At 30.8% G+C, this 18,676-nt stretch carries 16 protein-coding genes and 1 CRISPR repeat array; of the genes, 12 read left to right on the top strand and 4 right to left on the bottom strand.

The annotated features are described in order from the left end of the window. Positions 1-1,056, top strand: coding sequence for an ABC transporter permease (locus EO083_RS04845; RefSeq protein ID WP_126993053.1), 1,056 nt, complete (start codon positions 1-3; stop codon positions 1,054-1,056). A 15-nt stretch (positions 1,057-1,071) separates the two neighbouring features. Here EO083_RS04845 and EO083_RS04840 read toward each other — a convergent pair whose 3' ends face one another. From EO083_RS04840 to EO083_RS04830, 3 genes are read right to left on the bottom strand one after another with little or no spacing between them, the layout of a single operon-like run. Then, the gene (locus EO083_RS04840; RefSeq protein WP_126993052.1) at positions 1,072-2,268 is read right to left on the bottom strand and encodes an aminopeptidase; all 1,197 of its coding nucleotides are present in this window, start codon (positions 2,266-2,268) and stop codon (positions 1,072-1,074) included. A 1-nt stretch (position 2,269) separates the two neighbouring features. After that, positions 2,270-3,232, bottom strand: a complete 963-nt coding sequence (locus EO083_RS04835) for a potassium channel beta subunit family protein (protein ID WP_004104097.1) — start codon at positions 3,230-3,232, stop codon at positions 2,270-2,272. Positions 3,233-3,268: 36 nt separating this feature from the next. Further along, entirely contained in the window at positions 3,269-3,991 is a 723-nt protein-coding gene (locus EO083_RS04830; RefSeq protein WP_126993051.1) for an alpha/beta hydrolase, read from the bottom strand. Positions 3,992-4,091: 100 nt separating this feature from the next. Between EO083_RS04830 and EO083_RS04825 the strand changes: the two genes are divergently transcribed. From EO083_RS04825 to EO083_RS04815, 3 genes are read left to right on the top strand one after another with little or no spacing between them, the layout of a single operon-like run. Further along, positions 4,092-5,495 (top strand): MATE family efflux transporter, encoded by a 1,404-nt coding sequence (locus EO083_RS04825; protein ID WP_126993050.1) that lies wholly within the window; start codon positions 4,092-4,094, stop codon positions 5,493-5,495. Then, entirely contained in the window at positions 5,470-7,188 is a 1,719-nt protein-coding gene (locus EO083_RS04820) for a M3 family oligoendopeptidase (protein WP_126993049.1), read from the top strand. Before EO083_RS04825 ends, EO083_RS04820 begins: the two co-directional genes overlap by 26 nt. A gap of 2 nt (positions 7,189-7,190) precedes the next feature. Further along, the gene (locus EO083_RS04815) at positions 7,191-7,493 is read left to right on the top strand and encodes a hypothetical protein (protein WP_126993048.1); all 303 of its coding nucleotides are present in this window, start codon (positions 7,191-7,193) and stop codon (positions 7,491-7,493) included. 319 nt (positions 7,494-7,812) lie between these two features. Here the strand turns inward: EO083_RS04815 and EO083_RS09995 are convergent, their stop codons facing one another. After that, on the bottom strand, positions 7,813-8,703 hold the full coding sequence (locus tag EO083_RS09995) for a hypothetical protein (RefSeq protein WP_241229975.1): 891 nt from the start codon (positions 8,701-8,703) through the stop codon (positions 7,813-7,815). A 311-nt stretch (positions 8,704-9,014) separates the two neighbouring features. On the opposite strand from EO083_RS09995, the gene EO083_RS04805 reads away from it, so the two are divergent. The 8 genes from EO083_RS04805 to EO083_RS04770 all read left to right on the top strand — a co-directional run bounded on the left by EO083_RS04805 (position 9,015) and on the right by EO083_RS04770 (position 17,421). Beyond that, on the top strand, positions 9,015-10,229 hold the full coding sequence (locus EO083_RS04805; protein WP_126993047.1) for an iron-containing alcohol dehydrogenase: 1,215 nt from the start codon (positions 9,015-9,017) through the stop codon (positions 10,227-10,229). 112 nt (positions 10,230-10,341) lie between these two features. Further along, positions 10,342-10,791, top strand: a complete 450-nt coding sequence (locus EO083_RS04800; protein WP_206512273.1) for a MarR family winged helix-turn-helix transcriptional regulator — start codon at positions 10,342-10,344, stop codon at positions 10,789-10,791. Further along, positions 10,775-12,499: an ABC transporter ATP-binding protein gene (locus tag EO083_RS04795; RefSeq protein WP_126993045.1), complete on the top strand. Its 1,725-nt coding sequence runs from the start codon at positions 10,775-10,777 to the stop codon at positions 12,497-12,499. Before EO083_RS04800 ends, EO083_RS04795 begins: the two co-directional genes overlap by 17 nt. Beyond that, complete coding sequence (locus EO083_RS04790; protein WP_126993044.1) at positions 12,496-14,349, top strand: ABC transporter ATP-binding protein; 1,854 nt, start codon at positions 12,496-12,498, stop codon at positions 14,347-14,349. The genes EO083_RS04795 and EO083_RS04790 overlap by 4 nt, the downstream gene beginning before the upstream one ends. Positions 14,350-14,471: 122 nt before the next feature. Then, a complete protein-coding gene (locus tag EO083_RS04785; protein WP_126993043.1) occupies positions 14,472-14,744 on the top strand; it encodes a metal-sensing transcriptional repressor in 273 nt (90 codons plus the stop codon). Between the two features lie 12 nt (positions 14,745-14,756). Continuing rightward, positions 14,757-16,943, top strand: a complete 2,187-nt coding sequence (locus EO083_RS04780; RefSeq protein ID WP_126993042.1) for a heavy metal translocating P-type ATPase — start codon at positions 14,757-14,759, stop codon at positions 16,941-16,943. Between the two features lie 66 nt (positions 16,944-17,009). After that, positions 17,010-17,198, top strand: coding sequence for an SHOCT domain-containing protein (locus EO083_RS04775; RefSeq protein WP_241229974.1), 189 nt, complete (start codon positions 17,010-17,012; stop codon positions 17,196-17,198). Positions 17,199-17,214: 16 nt separating this feature from the next. Further along, complete coding sequence (locus tag EO083_RS04770; protein ID WP_126993040.1) at positions 17,215-17,421, top strand: heavy-metal-associated domain-containing protein; 207 nt, start codon at positions 17,215-17,217, stop codon at positions 17,419-17,421. A 183-nt stretch (positions 17,422-17,604) separates the two neighbouring features. Then, positions 17,605-18,266: direct repeats of the CRISPR family, unit length 30 nt; unit sequence GTTTTCATTCCTCATAGGTAGATTCTAAAC. Positions 18,267-18,676: the final 410 nt, after the last annotated feature.

Genomic DNA, 18,676 nt, shown 5'->3' with positions numbered 1-18,676 from the left:
ATGTTTCAGACACTATTTAAGATAGAATTTTTAAGATCGAAAGAAGCTACATTTTGGATAATAATCTTTCCCATACTCTTGACTATCCTGCTTACATCAATTTTTGGTGATATTGAAAAAAATGCAAAATTTAGGATAGGCTATATCGGAGAAAATAAATTTATAGAAAATCTAAAAGAACACTTTGAAGTTTTAAAAGTTAAAAAAGTTGAAGAAATTGTTGAGAAAAATCTTGATGCAGTAGTAGTCTTTGAAGATAATTTTGATCTAAAGCTTCAAAGAGCTTTGATCTTGTCGAAAACAAAGTTGTCTAAACCTGTAAATGTTGAAATTTATTATACAGATAAAGAATATTCAAAGGTTGTTAAAGATATTTTGGTGAATATATTTTCTTCTTTGAATGCACTAAATTCAGAAAAAGAGGTTAAATTAAAGGTAATTGAGAGGAAAAAAAGTGTATCTTATTCTCAATTTTTATATGCTTCAATTTTGGTAATGAATATTATGTCGGTAACCTTCTTTGGCTTTACTTCACAGATTTCTTTTTACAAAAGGCGAGGACTTTTGAAAAGAATAAAATGTACACCGTATAGTCTTGGAAAGTTTTATTTTGTATATGCTATTGTTTCGTTTCTACAAATTATTTTTGCAAATATAATATTTACTTTATTTGATTTTTTAGTGTATGGAGTAAAACCTGATGTGTTTAATGTATCAATTTATCTATTATTTGGAAGTGTAGTATTTTTGGCGTTAGGTTATATGTTAGCAAGTTTAATAGAAAATCCGGAGACGATTATAGTACTTGGAAATATTTTATTTCAAGTGTTTATGTTTGCAGGAGGATTTTATTTTGATGTAAGAAATGCAGGAATAATAGGAACTTTATCAAAAATTATTCCTTCTACTTACCTTGTTGATGGAATAAGAAAATCTTTCGGATACTCTGTCTATGAAAACCATTTTTTAATACCATTAATCTGGGTTATCTTTTCGATATCTTTTGTAGTTTTATCTAACATTATTAAAAGAAAAAAGGCCTCATCAAACATATGATGAGGCCTTTACTGCCTATATTACCCATTTTCCATTTTTCATAAGTGTTATTTTTTCACCTGCTTTTATTCCATATACATTCATATTTTCATTTCCAACCATAAAGTCTACGTGTGTAAGACTTGTGTTTAGACCATTTTGTCTTAATTGCTCTTCATTCATTTTTGTACCACCTTTTATACAATTTGGATATGCCCTTCCAAATGCAAAGTGAGATGCTGCATTTTCATCAAATAGTGTGTTGTAGAATATGGTTTTCATTTGATAAATTGGTGAATTTACAGGAACTAGAGCAACTTCTCCTAACCTTCTTGCTCCTTCGTCTGTATTAAGTATTGTTTCTAAAATTTTTTCTCCTACTTCTGCTTTGTAATTTACTATTTTACCGTCTTTAAATTCGAGTGTGAATTTATCTATTACATTTCCACCATATACAAGGGGCAGACTGTTTGTTACCACACCATTGATTTTATCTTTGTGTGGTGCAGTAAAGATTTCTTCAGTTGGAATATTTGGAACGAATGTGATACCACTCATGTTTTCTTGAGTTGCAGAAAGCCATATATGATTTTCTGGAAGCCCAACGGTTAGGTCAGTACCAGGGCCTTCATATTTTAGATAGTCAAATTGCTTTTCGTTTAAAAATTTGGTTATTCTCTTAAGATTGTCTATATGTTCTTGCCAATTTTTTACAGGATCTCCTTCGATTCTGCTTGCTTTTAAAATATATTCTAGTAATTTTTCGGTGTTTTCTTCTCCTAAAACCTTTTTGGCCCATTTTCTTGTAGGATATGCTACAACACACCAGCTTATTTCGTTTGCCATCATTCTTCTCATTATGTCTTTGTTTGCCGTATTTACTGTTTTTGTAAAAATTCCAATTCTTTCAGGTGGAACATCTTTTAGTGCATCTGGATCTCCACCAGTAATACTTAATACTGCACCTTTTTTATCTAAGAGATATTCAGATGCTTTTATTTCCCATTCAGGAAATTCTTTTAAAGCGTTAATTGGTGCATTTTTAAGCCTAGTTTTTGTAATAACTTCATCTGACCATTTTACGTAAATATCAAATGCTCCTATTTCAAAAGCTGTTTCAACTACTTTTTCTACAAACTCTCTTGCATCAATTGGGGCTTTTATGAATAGTATTTGATCTTTTTGTAGGTTTAATCCGATTTTTAAGGCAACTTCTGCGTATTTTTTTAACATGTTATTCCTCCTCGAGAATTTCTCTGATTTGTTTTTCTAAATCTTCTGTGATCTTTTCCTTGATTTCTATTGCCTTTAAGTTTTCATGGAGCTGTTCTTTGCTTGAAACACCTAATATAACACTACTTACATTGTCATTTAATAGACACCATGCAATTGCAAGTTGAGACATTTTTGCATCTAATTCATCCGCAATTTTTTGTAGCTTTTGAAGTTTTTTGAATACTTTCTCACCTAAAAGCCCATTTTCTTCAAGGTGCTTTCTAAGGTGTGGAAATCTTGCAAGCCTTGAATTTTCTGGGATTCCATTGTTATATTTTCCTGTTAATATTCCTGATGCCAGAGGACTCCAAATAGTAAGTCCCATACCATACTTTTCATATATTGGTTTGTATTCTTCCTCAACTCTTTTTCTTACGAGCATGTTGTATTGTGGTTGTTCTACTATAGGTGGTATACAATTTAGTTCTTTACATGCTTTGTGAGCAGCTTCTAGTTGCTCTGCACTCCATTCGGATGTTCCCCAATATAGTGCAAGCCCATTTCTTACAATGTAGTCCATTGCAAGAACTGTTTCTTCAATTGGTGTTTCTGGATCTGGCCTGTGACAGTAAACGATATCAACATAATCAAGTTGTAATCTCTTTAGTGAAGCCCATGTTCCTTCAAGAAGGTGTTTTCTTGAAAGTCCTTTATCATTTGGACCATTTCCACCCCAGAATATTTTTGTTGAAACTACAATGTCGCTTCTTCTAAATTCTTTAAGAACTTCTCCGAGCATTGATTCTGCCATTCCATTTGCATATGCTTCTGCAGTATCAAAGAAGTTGATACCGTTTTTAAAAGATTCTCTAACAATTTCTTTTGCACCAGCTATATCAAGTTGATTTCCAAAAGTGAGCCAAGAACCAAGAGATAGTTCACTGATTTTTAATCCCCATTTTCCTACTTTTCTGTAATTCATTTGAATCACCTCCTAAAAAATATTATACCACAATTATTAGTTTAACGAACTATTTTCGTTTATAAATTCTAGAATTTTATTTACTATTGTAGAAAGTTGTTTGTATCTATCAATTGTAGCCTTATTATTTCCTTTTTGGAGTGGGTAAAATCCAAATTGAGAATGATTTCCACCGTCAATTTCATAAAATACCGTATTTTTTGGGAAAAACTTAATTTTTGATTTGAATTTTTCCCTTGTAACAAGACCGTCTTTACTTGCTGTAATAGCAAGTATTTTTAGATCAAGATTTGAAATATCTTTTGAAGGATATGAGGCAAGTAAAATTACTCCCTCAACATTATTTTTCTTTGCAAATTCTATTGCTGCAATTCCTCCAAGAGAATGGCCTGCAACATACCGTTTGATATTTCCATACTTATCTATTATGCTTTTTGCACCATTAGTTCTAAAAAACGCAAGATTTAAAGGCATTTTAAGTAAGACAAAATTTATGTTATTTTTTGCAAGATAAAAGCCCGGTGGTGTATATGCTCTGTAATCAACGTGTCCGCCGGGATAAAAAATAATTCCAATATTAGAATTTGTTTTCGTTTTAAAAAATATATCTTTACCAATATATTCAATCTCAACGTTTTTGTCGGGTTTTAAATAATTTTCAACTTCTTTTAGTGGTTTTAGTGGATTAATAGACCATATTAAAAATATAAAAATAAATGCTAAAATAATAGATGTTGATATTAAAAGTGCTTTTTTCATAAATTACGCCTTCAAAATAAATTTTTTCTTATTTTTATTTTATCATTTTTTAAAGTATGATATAATTAGTAATGCGAATCATTATTTAGGGGGTATAGCTTTGGAGAATAAACATAGGGTAGATATATTTAATCGAGGAATATTTTCGTCACTTTTTTTACTGAGTTGGCCGCTTATAATTTCAAACCTTATGCAAACATTCTATAACGCAGTTGATGGTTATTTTCTAGGAAAGCTTGGGAAAATAGAATTTTCTGCACCAACGATTGTCTGGCCAATTATTTTTGTGTTTATTTCGCTTTCTATAGGTTTTTCACAAGCAGGTGTTACACTGGTTGCACAATTTACTGGTGCAAAAGACAAAAAACTTGCCCAAAAATCTGCAGGTCAAAGTTTACTAACATCTACGCTGATAGGTGTAATTTTTTCAATTTTTTCAATAATTATATCAAGGCCGATAATAATGGCTGTTGCTGGAAAAGAAAGTGCAGAAGTTGTAGATTATGCGGTAAAGTACTTCAATATAATAATGTTAGGTCTTCCTTTTGGCTTTATTTTTAATACAGTAAGTTCCATTATTAGAGGTTGGGGGGATTCAAAGTTTACGATGAATCTTATGTTAATTTCAACAATAATTAATATTATTCTTGATCCACTTCTTATTTTTGGAATAGGTATCTTTCCAAAAATGGGCGTAGTTGGAGCTGCACTTGCAACTACAATTGCAAGGATTATAGCTGCCTTTATGGCTATTGAAAGTTTGTTTAAAGGAAAAAGAGGATTTAAGATACATTTAAGGGATTTAACCCCAGATTGGCAGTTGATTAAAAAAGTTTTTAGAATAGCACTTCCAAGTTCTTTGAGTATGAGTATTACATCGCTTGGGTTTGTTTTTATTATGAGATTTGTTTCAAGTTTTGGACCGACTGTTGTAAGTGCGTACGGTGTTGGAAATAGAATAATAAACTTTATTACAATGATTTCTTTTGGAATTGCAAATTCTGTTACTGCAATGGTTGGACAATTTTTAGGTGCTGGTGATGTAAAAAGTACTGAAAAAACTTTGAAGGTAGCATTTTGGACGAATTTTACTATTGTATTTTTTCTTAGTACTCTTACCTTCTTTTTTGGAGGACAGCTTACAAAATTTTTTATAAACGAAAAAGATGTTATAGAAGTTGGTTATATCTTCTTTAGATATGTTTCTTTTTCTTTGCCATTTTTTACTTCTATGTCAGTGTTTGTACATGCGTTTGTAGGAGCTGGTAGAACGGATCTTTCAATGATAGTTGATATAACAAGGTTATGGGGAATTAGAGTACCTCTAGTTGCATTTTTTTCTACAAAGTACGGCTTTACAGGATTGTTTTTTGCTATGATAATAAGTAATGTAAGTGCGCTACTTCTTGCATATCTTTTTATAAAATTTTCTAATTGGAAAAAGCCGATAACAAGAGATTTAAAAAGGGGGAATTTGGATGATATTTACGGACAAGAAGATTGAAAGAAAACCTAGAAAATACTTTAAAGATCTATCATCAACGGATGGTGAAAAGATACTAGAAACTATAAAGCAGTTGTTGTCGGAGAATATTAATAGTGAGAACGATCTTGTGTCACTTGTAGAAAAATTTACTGAATTAAGTGATATTGTCTCCGAGGAAATGGGAAGAAGATATATTAATATGACAAGGTTTGCAGACAAACCAGAGTATTCAGAGATGTTTAACGATTATTTCCAAAATGTTGTCTCAAAACTAAAACCATATTCAATTGAAGTTGAAAAAAAGATATATAACTCAGAATTTTCTAAAAAGTTACCAAATGAATACCAGCATATGTTGAAAATTATATCTAACAATATTGAATTATTTAGAGAGGAAAATATTCCACTTCAAGTTGAAGAAAGAAAACTTTCCAATAAGTATGGTTCAATTTACGGTTCTATTGTGGTAAATTTTAGAGGTGAAGAAAAAACTTTGCAACAATTATTACCATATTTGAAATCTCCAGACAGAACAACAAGAGAAGAAGCTTGGAGAAAAAGATTTGAAGGTCTTTTATCAAGAAAAGAAGAATTGGATAAACTTTTTGACGAACTTAAAGAGATTAGAATAAAGCAAGCAAAAAATGCTGGATTTGAAAATTACAGAGATTACATGCATAATCTGAAAGGAAGGTTTGAATATTCGGTTGAAGATGTTTTGCAATTTCATGAGTCAGTTGAAAAGAAGGTAATGCCATTTTTTGAAAAAAGGATGAAAAAAAGAGCTGAAAAGCTTGGTATTGAAAGTGTAAGACCATGGGATACAAGTGTTGATGTTGATGGAAAGGTATTAAAACCATATAATACAATCGACGAGTTTGTAGATAAAGCAATTAGAGTGTTGGGAAAAGTAAAGAGAATTTTTGGAGAAAGGCTTGAAATAATGAAAAATTCTGAACTTTTAGACCTTGAAAATAGAAAAGGGAAGGCTCCAGGTGGATACAATTATCCATTGCCAGAGACAGGGGCACCATTTATATTTATGAATGCAACAGGACAAAGTAGCGATGTTAGAACGCTTCTTCACGAATCAGGACATGCAATGCATACATTTGAAACCGTTAAGATTCCTATTGAATACTATAGACCACATAGAATGGAAATTGCAGAACTTGCCTCAATGAGTATGGAGCTTCTTACAATGCACCATTGGAATGAATACTATAAGGATGAAGATGATTTTAGAAAGGCAATGATAGAAGAACTTGAAAGTGCACTTCTATTTTTACCATGGTGTATGACGGTAGATGCTTTCCAACAATGGATTTATACACACCCAGAGCACACAGCAAAAGAAAGGGAAGAGTATTTTGGCAAATTGATGGATAGGTTCAATAAAGGAATTGATTGGAGTGGACTTGATTTTGAAAAGAAAAATAGGTGGATGTTCCAACTTCACATTTTTGAAGTTCCATTCTATTACATAGAATATGGTATTGCTCAACTTGGTGCGTTATCTATTTATAAAAACTACATTGAAAATCCTGAAAAGGCGATTGAAGATTATCATAACTTCTTAAAGGTTGGTTACAAGATGCCGATTGATAAAGTGTATGAGATAGCTGGAATAAAGCTTGATTTTTCTGAAAAGCACATTGGAGAAATCGTAAAATTTGTTGAAGAAAGGTTAAATGAATTGGAAGGAGAGTAAAAATGTTTTTTGAGGATTTCGATGAAGAATTTGAAAGTTTAGATGAGATGGTAGAAAAATTAAGAAATGAAAATAGCTGTCCAGAATGTGTTCAATGTGGTTACTGTTGTAAGATAACTCCTTGCTATTATGGAAAATGGAATGAGGAAAAAAATCAATGTGAATATTTAACTGAGGATAACAAATGTGGCATTTATGACAAAATAGTTGAAATAGAAAAGGATCAGGAAGTAAAAATGTTTGGAAGCGGTTGCTGTTTAAATTATATGAACCCAGAAAGGTTGAAAAAGTTGTCTAGTAAATGAACTTTAAATATTCTTCAAAAATTTTGATTTTGTTTTTTAAAAAGAGCTGGAGGTTATTTCCAGCTCTTTTGTATTTAATTATTTAATTATTTTTTCAAACTTTAAATCTTTTAATACTATGAATGTATAATCTTCAAATTCTTCCAATTTAGGTTTTTGGTAAATATTTAAGATATCTTCTAAAGTTAAGAGTATAAGTTGAAATATTTTCCTATTTTTTCAATATATTTCTTTATGAATCGATATATGAAAAGCTAAATTTCAAAGAGAGCATCAAAGAAACTTGTTGAATATTCATATTTTCGTGTAGTTTAATTTTTTATTTTACAATGTCTAAAACAGAGAAGACTTTGTATCCATCTTTCTTAATTACACATAAAAAGCCTTTGTTAATTAAAATTCCTAAGAAATCACTTGTTTTTTCATTATCTATTACTTTAACGACTTGCTCTTTAAGATCGAGGTAGCCAATTGACATATCTTGATCGTTATTTGTGAATGACATAAATATAGAATTTGTATATGGCTCAATTGCAAGATTTTTAATTCTTCCATTATTAAATTCTTTTAATATAATTTCTCCCATTTTTGTTAAAGGATTGTAAGTTATAATACTGTTTTTGTCTGTAATAAAGTAAAGGTCATAACCATATGTTGCCAAGTTCACTATGTTGGTAGGTTTTATAGTAAATTCGGAAGTTTTTATGCTATCAAAAGAGTCTAAAACAGTTCCAGTAGAAGAGACAGTATAGAATTTTTTATCTACTATAAAATATTTATCTTCGTCAATTTTCTTAATTAATGGGAATTTTCCAAGATCAATATTTATTTTATTAACTGAAATTACATCACCAGATTCTGAGATTTTAATAATTTTATTGTTTGAATATAAAGTGAAAGTATTATACTCAAAGTCAATAATTTTAAAGTTATTAATATTAAAATCTATATTTTTTAAATACTCTTCTATGTAGATTTCATCAGGATTGAAAGCTGAAAGTATGTTGATTTTTGCAGATAAAAGTGTTTTTTTAGATTCAGAATATAGAAAAAATTGATTTGAAGAGTTTAAAAAACTAGTAAAGTTCAAATTTGAAAAATAATTTTCTCTTAATGTTTCAAAACTAACCTTTTCGATCTTAAAACCTTTTCCATAAATAATTGAAATAGACAAAATAGTAAGTAAGAGTATTGTAAAAAACTTTTTCATAATCCACCTCCTCCTTTGTTAAAGTTCAAAAATATTCTATCAAAAAAATATATAATATAATTTACATTAATTATAATTGTCTTTTACATTAATCTTAAAACCACCAATATATGTCAATTAATAAATAATACACGTGCCTTTAAAGGTTTATTTTTTAATTATAGACAAAAAACTAGCAAATAATTTTTTTTATTATTCAAATAAAAGTGCTCATTTTGTGAAAAAATTAACGAAAAGTTCAAATGGTTTTAATTTAGAAGGATTTTCTAAATGTTATAATAATTGTGAAAATATTCACAGGAGGTGAAATTATGTGGGAAAGCAAGATGGATATTTATAATGTTTTTGAGCTAAGATGTAAAACAACATGTTATTTTGGTGTGGGGGCTATAAAAAAGATTTCTGATATTCTTGACAACTTAAAAGCACAAGGTATTAATAATGTGATTTTTGTCACAGATAAAATAGCATACAAAGTAACCGGTGCCTGGGATGTGATTGAGCCAGAATTAAAAGCAAAAGGGTTTAAATATGTAATTTATGAAGGTGTTTCTCCGAATCCAACGACTGCACAGATTAATGAGGCAGCAAAATTGGGATTACAAAATGGTTCCCAAGCAGTAATTGGAATTGGTGGAGGAAGTCCAATTGATACTGCAAAAAGTGTTGCTATTTTGCTCGAATATCCTGAAAAAACTGCTGAAGAACTTTATGAAGGTTTGTTTACCCCAGAAAAAGCAAAACCAATAATTGCAATAAATACAACACATGGAACAGGAACTGAAGTAGATAGATTTGCTGTTGCTTCAATTCTTGAAAAAGAGTACAAACCAGCAATTGCATACGATTGTATTTATCCACTTTATGCAATTGATGATCCACAATTAATGGTCACACTACCAAGGGGTCAAACAGTATTTACCTCAATAGATGCAGTAAACCATGTTACAGAGGCAGCAACAACTTTGGTAGCAAGCCCATACTCAATTTTACTTGCAAAAGAAACAATAAGACTAATTTCTAGGTATCTTCCTCAAGCAGTTGCACATCCAGATGATCTATCAGCAAGATATTACCTTTTATATGCATCAGCAATAGCAGGCATATCATTTGATAACGGAATGTTGCACTTTACACATGCGCTTGAGCATCCATTGAGCGCAGTAAAACCTGATTTAGCACATGGGCTTGGCCTTGCAATGCTTCTTCCAGCAGTTGTTAAACATATATATATTGCAAAACCAGAAGTTTTAGCAGATATATATGAACCAATTGTTCCTGGACTAAAGGGTGTTCCCGGAGAAGCAGAAAAAATAGCTGCTGGCATTGAAAAATGGTTGTTTAATTTGGGCGTAACTGAAAAATTAGAGGATATGAGCTTTACAGAAAATGATGTAGAAAAATTAACAAAACTTGCCCTTGAAACTCCTTCTCTTGGTTTGTTACTAAGCATGGCACCTATAAAAGCAGATGAAAAGACAATTGCTTCCATATATAGAGATTCTTTAAAGCCTATTTCAAGATAAGTTTTTAAGCTATTAGATTTTAGTGCCGGTACAATCCGGCACTTTTTTTATTGACAAAATAAATAGTTTGATATAAAATAGTTTTATGTAAAACTATCGGAGGTGGAAAGTGGTGAATAATTTTGAATTTTCTTCTACCTTTTTACTTTTTTCTGATATAGAAAGATTAAAATTTCAAATTTTGAAAAGTGAGATGGATAAATACAAGATTCATCCAGGTCAAATTCCAATATTATTTATTGTTAAAAAAAATCCAGGAATTTCACAAAAAGATTTAGCAAAAAAAGTTATGCTTTCTACTTCTACAGTTGCAATTATGCTTAGAAGGATGGAAAAAGCTGGATTTGTAAAAAGAATACAAGATGAATGTGATAGAAGATTTTACCATGTTTATTTAACAGAAAAAGCGTTGAAAATAGTTGAGAAAATTTTTAAAAGATTGAAGGAATTTGAAAGACAAAGTTTTGAAAATTTTACAAATGAGGAAATTGAAGTTTTGGAAAGATTATTGAAAAAGATACTTTTGAATTTGGAGGCGATGAAAGATGAAAAGTGTTTTTAAGTATCTTAAAAAGTATACGTTTTTGATAATTTTAGCAATTACTTTTGTCATTATTCAGGCCGTTTTAAATCTTTATTTGCCAGATTTAATGGGTGATATTGTTAACAAAGGTGTAAGTCGTGGTAATGTAGATTATATTTTAAGTGTTGGTTGGAAAATGCTATTTGTAACTCTTTTAAACATTACTGCAGCAATTATTTCAGCTTACTTTGCTGCAAAGGTTGCTATGGGTTTTGGTAGAGATTTAAGAAGTCATGTCTACAAAAAAGTTATGAATTTTTCGTTGAATGAAGTTGATAAATATGGAGTTGCAACCCTTATTAACAGAAACACAAATGATATTACACAGATTCAAAATGTTATATTTATGATGCTTCGTATGGTTGTATTGGCTCCTGTTATGGCCATTGGTGGAACAGTAATGGCTATTTCAAAAAGTCCCAAATTGACTATGGTTTTATTGGTATCTTTACCCATTATGTTTGTTGTCATGTATTTTATAGTAAAATACAGCATGCCACTTTTTAAATCAATGCAAAAAAAATTAGATAATTTAAACAGAGTTTTGAGAGAAAATTTAACTGGTGTTAGGGTTATAAGAGCATTTGCAAAAACAGAATATGAAAAAAAGAGATTTGAGGTAGCAAATGAAGACTTAACAAGTACAGCGTTGAAGGTAAATAGAATTTTCGCATTGGTTTTTCCATTAATTCTTTTAATAATGAATTTTACTGTTATTTTTTTGATTTGGATTGGGGCAATTCAGATAGATAAAGGAACACTTGAAGTTGGAACTATGATGGCTGTAATGCAATATATAATGCAGATTATGTTTTCATTTATAATGATTTCCGTTGTGTTTATATTCTTGCCAAGGGCGTCTGCATCTGCTGAAAGGGTAGCCCAAGTTTTAACTGAAAAAGAAAGGATAAAAGATATAGAAACTCCTAAGAAACTAGAAGGTATGGGAAAAGTAGAATTTAAAAATGTCACTTTTTATTATGAAGGTGGTAAAGAACCTGCGATCGAAAATGCTAATTTTGAGATTAATCCCGGAGAGGTTGTAGGAATTATTGGTAGTTCAGGTTCTGGAAAAAGTACGTTGGTAAAGCTTTTAATGAGATTTTATGATGTAACAAGTGGTGAAATTTTAATTGATGGTGTGAATATAAAAGAGCTATCTCAAAAAGATTTACGTAATATGATTTCATTTACCCCTTCAAGGCCTGTGATATTTTCAGGTACTATAGAGGAAAATGTAAGGATTGGAAAAGAAGATGCAACTGAAGAAGAAATAGTTGAGGCTTTAAAGACCGCACAGGCTTGGGAATTTGTATCAAAGCTTCCTGAAGGTATTAAAACTCAAGTTTCTCAGGGAGGAACAAATCTTTCTGGAGGGCAAAAGCAAAGACTTGCAATTGCTCGTGGGATTATTGGTAAGAGAAAAATTTATATATTTGACGATAGTTTTTCAGCACTTGATTTTAAAACAGATGCAAAGCTTAGAAGAGAACTTAGAGAAAAGTTAAAAGATGCAACTAAAATAATTGTATCTTTGAGAGTAGCAACTGTTATGAACGCTGATAAAATAATTGTGCTTGATAAAGGAAAAGTTGTTGGAATAGGAACGCATAAGAGGTTAATGAAATCATGTGAAGTGTATAGAGAAATAGTTTCTTCTCAGCTTTCAGAGGAGGAGATAGCATGAGTGAAAAAATTCAGAGACCTGCAAGAGGACATAGAGGAGGACCAGGCGGTCCAATCAGGGCAGCTGTGGAAAAACCAAAAGATTTTAAAAAGGCGTTGAAAAGATTAATGGTTTATTTAAAACCTTACATGGTACCAATAATTATTGTTTTAGCAATGGCGATTGCTGGTACTATATTCAGTATTATTGCTCCAAAAGTTCTTGGAAAAGCCACTACAAAGCTATTTCAAGGATACATGGCAAAAAGGATATTTCCTAAAGCAAAGATTGATCTTGATGGAATACTAAAAATATTAATTAATGTTGGAATATTATATGGCCTTTTTGCATTATTTATGTATATTCAGCAGTATGTGATGGCTGGAGTGTCACAAAAAGTAGTTAAAAAGCTTAGAACAGATGTTATGGAAAAACTTTCAAAACTTCCATTAAAATTTTACGATTCAAGAACCCATGGGGAGATTTTAAGTAGAGTAACAAACGATGTTGATTTAATTAGTAATACTTTAAATCAGAGTTTAACTCAACTTATAACTTCAATTGTTACTATCGTTGGTGTAATTATTATGATGCTTACTATAAGTCCTTTACTTACACTTGTTACAGTGGTTACTTTACCTATTAGTGTTGGATTTATAGTCTTTATTGTGAAAAAATCTCAGAAATACTTTAAAAGTCAACAAGTTTATCTTGGAAATGTAAATGGTCATGTTGAAGAAATGTTTAGTGGGCTTGTTGTTATTAAAGCATACAACAAAGAAGAGGAGAGTATTAAAAAGTTTGAAGAGTACAATGAAAAGTTATATGACGTTGCATGGAAGGCACAATTTGTCTCTGGTATTACAATGCCTGTTATGAGATTTGTTGGAAATTTAGGCTATGTAATTGTTTCGGTTGTCGGAGGAATAATGGTAACCAAAAAGGCAATACAACTTGGTGATGTTCAAGCATTTATTCAGTATGCACAACAATTTAATCGACCGATTTCACAGGTTGCAAATATAATGAATATGATTCAATCTACACTTGCAGCAGCAGAAAGAGTTTTTGAAATACTAGATGAAGAAGAGGAACTTCCTGATCCAGAGGATGCAATTGAACTTGGAAAAGTTGACGGAAACGTAAAATTTAAGCATGTATATTTTAGCTATAGAGAAGATAAAAAACTTATTGAAGATCTAAATATCGATGTTAAAAGTGGTCAGACTGTGGCAATAGTTGGACCTACAGGTGCGGGTAAAACAACTCTTGTAAATTTGTTGATGAGATTTTATGAAATTCAAGGTGGAAGGATCACAATTGATGGGATTGATATTAGAAAGATAAAAAGAGATAACCTTAGAAGGACATTTGGTATGGTGCTTCAGGACACATGGCTGTTTAATGGAACAATACGGGAAAACATTGCCTATGGAAAGGAAGGAGCTACTGAAGAGGAAATAATTAATGCTGCAAAACTTGCACATGCCCACCACTTTATTATGGCATTGCCTGGTGGATATGATGCAGTTATAAATGAAGATGCAAATAATATTTCTCAAGGTGAAAAACAATTGATTACTATAGCAAGAGCTTTTATTGCTGATCCAGAGATACTGATTTTAGATGAGGCAACAAGTAATGTTGATACTTTAACTGAAAAATTAATTCAGAAAGCTATGAAAAGATTAATGCACAGTAGAACGAATTTTGTAATTGCACACAGACTTTCAACAATTAGAGATGCAGATATTATATTGGTAATGAATGAAGGTCAGATAATTGAAAAAGGAACACATGATGAATTGATGAAGAAAAATGGATTTTATGCAGAACTTTACAAGAGCCAATTTTTAGGAGCATACGTTTAATATTTAATTTTCTTCCATTTTTAAGTGCCCTGAAAGGAAATTTCAGGGCACTTTTTATTTGCGCTATTGAATTTAATGTGTTATAATCAAATTGAACCATACCTACCGGGGGAGGGTATAGTATGAAACACAAAGATGCGCTAAGAACGTTAAAAAATGCAAGAGGGCAAATTGATGCGGTAATAAAGATGATTGAAGAAAACAGGTATTGTATTGATATTTCAAAACAAATTCTTGCATCTATTTCGCTTTTAAAGAAAGCGAATGTTCAAGTTTTAAATTCACATCTTGAAACTTGTGTAAAAAGTGCAGCTTTTTCAGATGATCCTCAGGAAATTGAGGAAAAAATAAGGGAATTGGAGGATGTTATATCTTATCTAAATAAAATTGTGTAAGGTGGTGATTTAATGTCTGAAAAAAAGATAACTTTTTCAGTTACTGGTATGACCTGCGCAAATTGTGCGCGAACAGTTGAAAAAGCTCTTTCAAAAGATGGAAATATAAAATTTGCATCAGTTAATTTGGCAACAAATACAGCATTTGTTGTTGGTGATGAAAATATTGATCTTGAAAAAGTAAAGAAGTTGGTTGAGAGTGTAGGATATGGGGTATCAACTGAAAAACCTCAACAAATTGAAGAAAAAAGATTTAGACAGATAAAGAAAAATTTAATAATGGCTTTAGCTGTTACTATCCCTATATCAATCTTAATGATAATTAATATGTTCTTTGTAAAGGTTCCTTATTTTGTATTGCTTGAAGTAATTGGTGGCGGATTTGTAACATTTGTTGCAGGGAAAAATACTATTAAAGGTGCATGGATTGCACTTACCCATAAGCATACTAATATGGATACATTAATATTTTTTGGAGCATTAACCTCTTGGCTTACTTCAGTTTTAGCACTTTTTGGCTTTGAAATTGCTTCTTTTGGTGCAATTGGAACAATGATTATTTCTTTCCATCTTTTAGGAAGGTTTATTGAATCTTATCTTAGAGACAGAGCAACCAAAGAAATAAAAAAATTGCTTAGTCTTCAAGCTAAAGAAGCAAGGGTTGTTTTAGATGGTAAAGAATTATTTTTACCAATTGAGGCGGTAAAAGAAAACATGGTAGTTATTGTAAAACCTGGAGAGAGAATACCAGTCGATGGCATAGTTATTGAAGGTTCTTCAGGTGTTGATGAGTCAGTGGTGACTGGTGAATCAATGCCAGTTGAGAAAAAGGAAAATGATGAAGTAGTTGGTGGTGCTCTCAATTTGACTGGAATTTTAAAGATTAAAGTAACAAAGACGGGCGAAGATACATTCCTTTCAAAAATGATCCAGCTAATTCAAGAAGCACAAGGTGCTAAAGTTCCTATTCAAGCACTGGCAGATAGAATCACAAATTGGTTTGTCCCTACAATTATTACTCTTGCTGTTTTAAGTGGTATTTTCTGGTATTTTGGGTTTGATAAATTTTATCCGTTAGTTGAAAGTGCTAGAAAGCTACTTCCTTGGATATTGAGTACTAATGATCCTCTTTCATTTGCTATATTTGCATTTGTTGCAACGGTTGTAATAGCCTGCCCTTGTGCCCTTGGCCTTGCAACACCTATGGCTTTAATTACAGGAACTTCACTTGCAGCTAAAAAAGGTCTTTTGATAAGAAATGCCGAGGCAATACAGACGATGAAAGATGTAAAAGTTGTATTAATGGATAAAACTGGAACTATTACTCAAGGTAACCCTGCTGTTGTTGATACAAATTTAGAGGAAGATGTTAAAAAAATAGTTGCATCAATTGAAAAAAATTCTAATCATCCGCTTGCAAAAGCGATATCAAAAATTTCTGATAAATATGTAGAAATCAATGAAATAAAAGAAATAAGTGGAAAAGGAGTTATTGCAAAGTATGATGGAAAAGAATACTTTGTTGGAAAGCCTGAAGATTATTCAAGGTACGAAACTCTTTTAAAAGAAGGGTATACTGTGGTTGAAGTAAGACAAGATTTAGAAATTGTTGGTTACATTGCAATAGAGGATCCAATAAGGCAGGACTCAAAAATTGCAATTGAAAATTTAAAGAGCATGAATGTAATTCCAGTAATGGTAACAGGTGATAATGAAAAGACTGCAAAAATAGTAGCAGAAAAGGTAGGCATTGAAAAGGTTCATTCTCAAGTTAAACCTGACGAAAAACTTGAGATAGTTAGAAAATACCGAGTAGAAGGTAATAAAGTTTTAATGGTTGGAGATGGAATGAACGATGCAGCGGCTTTAAAAGGTGCAGATGTAGGAATTGCTATAGGTAGTGGGACGGATCTTGCAATAGATAATGCGGATATTATTATAACTAAAGAAGGGATTTCAAAGATAGTTGATGCAATTTATATATCGAACTTGACTTTTAAAGTTATAAAACAAAATCTTTTCTGGGCATTTTTCTACAATATTATTGCTATTCCAATGGCAATGCTTGGGCTTCTTCATCCAGCAATTGCAGAAGCTGCTATGGCATTTAGTTCTATTACAGTAATTTTGAATTCTTCAAAGATTAATGAAAAAAGATACGCAAAAGTATTTTCAAGTAAGAAGTCTTGTTGTATTTAGGAGGTGATTTGAATGTGCTACTTATGGAACCCATTTTGGAGATTTTATCCGGGAGGAGGTTTTGTTATGATGCTCTTTGGACTGATTCTTTTAGCAGTAATACTATATTTTATATTTAGATCTTTTAAACCATCATTTAAAGGTGAATTTGAAGATTCTGCTTTAAAAATTTTAAATGAAAAACTTGCAAAAGGTGAAATAACAGAAGAAGAATACAAAAGAAAAAAAGAATTAATCATGAAAGGGAGATTTTAAAAAAGGAGTGATTTTTATGGGTAAATTTATTTTGAAAGTACCAGATATGTCTTGTAAACATTGTGTTATGAGAATAACTAAAGCATTAGAAGAGCTAGGTGAAAAAAAGTTTGAAGTTAAATTAGAAAGTAAAACTGTTGAAATTGAAACCGAAAACCTAGAAAATGTAAAAGCAAAATTATCTGAAATTGATTATCCAATTGAAAGTGTAGAAAGTTTATAGCTGTTTAATTATAAATTGATTTTAAAAAATAAAAAGAATGCTCCATTCTTGTCAGAAAGAATGGAGCATTTATTTTATTAGAAATTTTTAATGAAACTTTTCTATGATAATCAATCCATAAATTTTCATAACTATATTTTAAAAGAAAAAAGTAAGAATAGTTTGAAAAATTTGGACAATGCACTTTTCATTCCTCATAGGTAGATTCTAAACGTGGTGTTATAAGGTGTGGCCGACAAAAAATGAAATACAAAGTTTTCATTCCTCATAGGTAGATTCTAAACCTGTATGATTTTGCAATGAAAGAATTACAAGAAGGAAACATAAGTTTTCATTCCTCATAGGTAGATTCTAAACTCAAATTTTTTTTAGTCGATTTAATTAAATCTTATAGTTTTCATTCCTCATAGGTAGATTCTAAACAGAAATTTTAGAGTTTATGGGTTTAAAGACATTCGATTCAGTTTTCATTCCTCATAGGTAGATTCTAAACACTAATTTATCTCTTCTGGATATAAAGTATATCGAAGAACCAAGTTTTCATTCCTCATAGGTAGATTCTAAACCCTATTTACGATGACTCTAAACCAAAGTTCTTATTACTCGGTTGTTTTCATTCCTCATAGGTAGATTCTAAACTTGATTTTTTGGAGGAATACGGACGGGGAGTTATTTGTTTTCATTCCTCATAGGTAGATTCTAAACAGTAATCTTAACAACAGACGATATCAGAGAAGGCGCTATTGTGTTTTCATTCCTCATAGGTAGATTCTAAACTTAAAAAAATCTTTAATAAATTGTATACCTGGGAAGAAGTTTTCATTCCTCATAGGTAGATTCTAAACCTATAACTATCCTCTTAAATAAATATAACAAGAAAAAGTAACAAAACCATTGAGCAGAAGTAAACGGTAAGTTAAATCTAGAATTTATGAGCTTTTATTTAATTTCATCTTCGGAAACATCTCCTAAAAATTTGTCTAATTTTAATCTGTTAACATAAAAGTTACAAATATAAAAAACAGGAAACTAGTAAAAAAGAGTTTTTTCGAAATTGGTTACAAAAGTGTTAAGACGACATTCTAGACAAAATAAAGCTACGTAATTTTATGTTATTAATATTTAGTTATATTTTAGTTACAGTTAATGATTTGGAATTTCCTATAGTAGACCCTGGCGACCCTGGCCAAAGTAAAAAATAGGTTAAATTAGAATATAAAAAAAGGGCTACACCTGCTAAAATTATTTTTGTACT

The organism is Thermosipho globiformans, from assembly GCF_003990895.1.
GTDB classification, from domain to species: Bacteria; Thermotogota; Thermotogae; order Thermotogales; family Fervidobacteriaceae; genus Thermosipho; species Thermosipho japonicus.
This window is presented reverse-complemented; position numbering and strand designations above follow the sequence as displayed.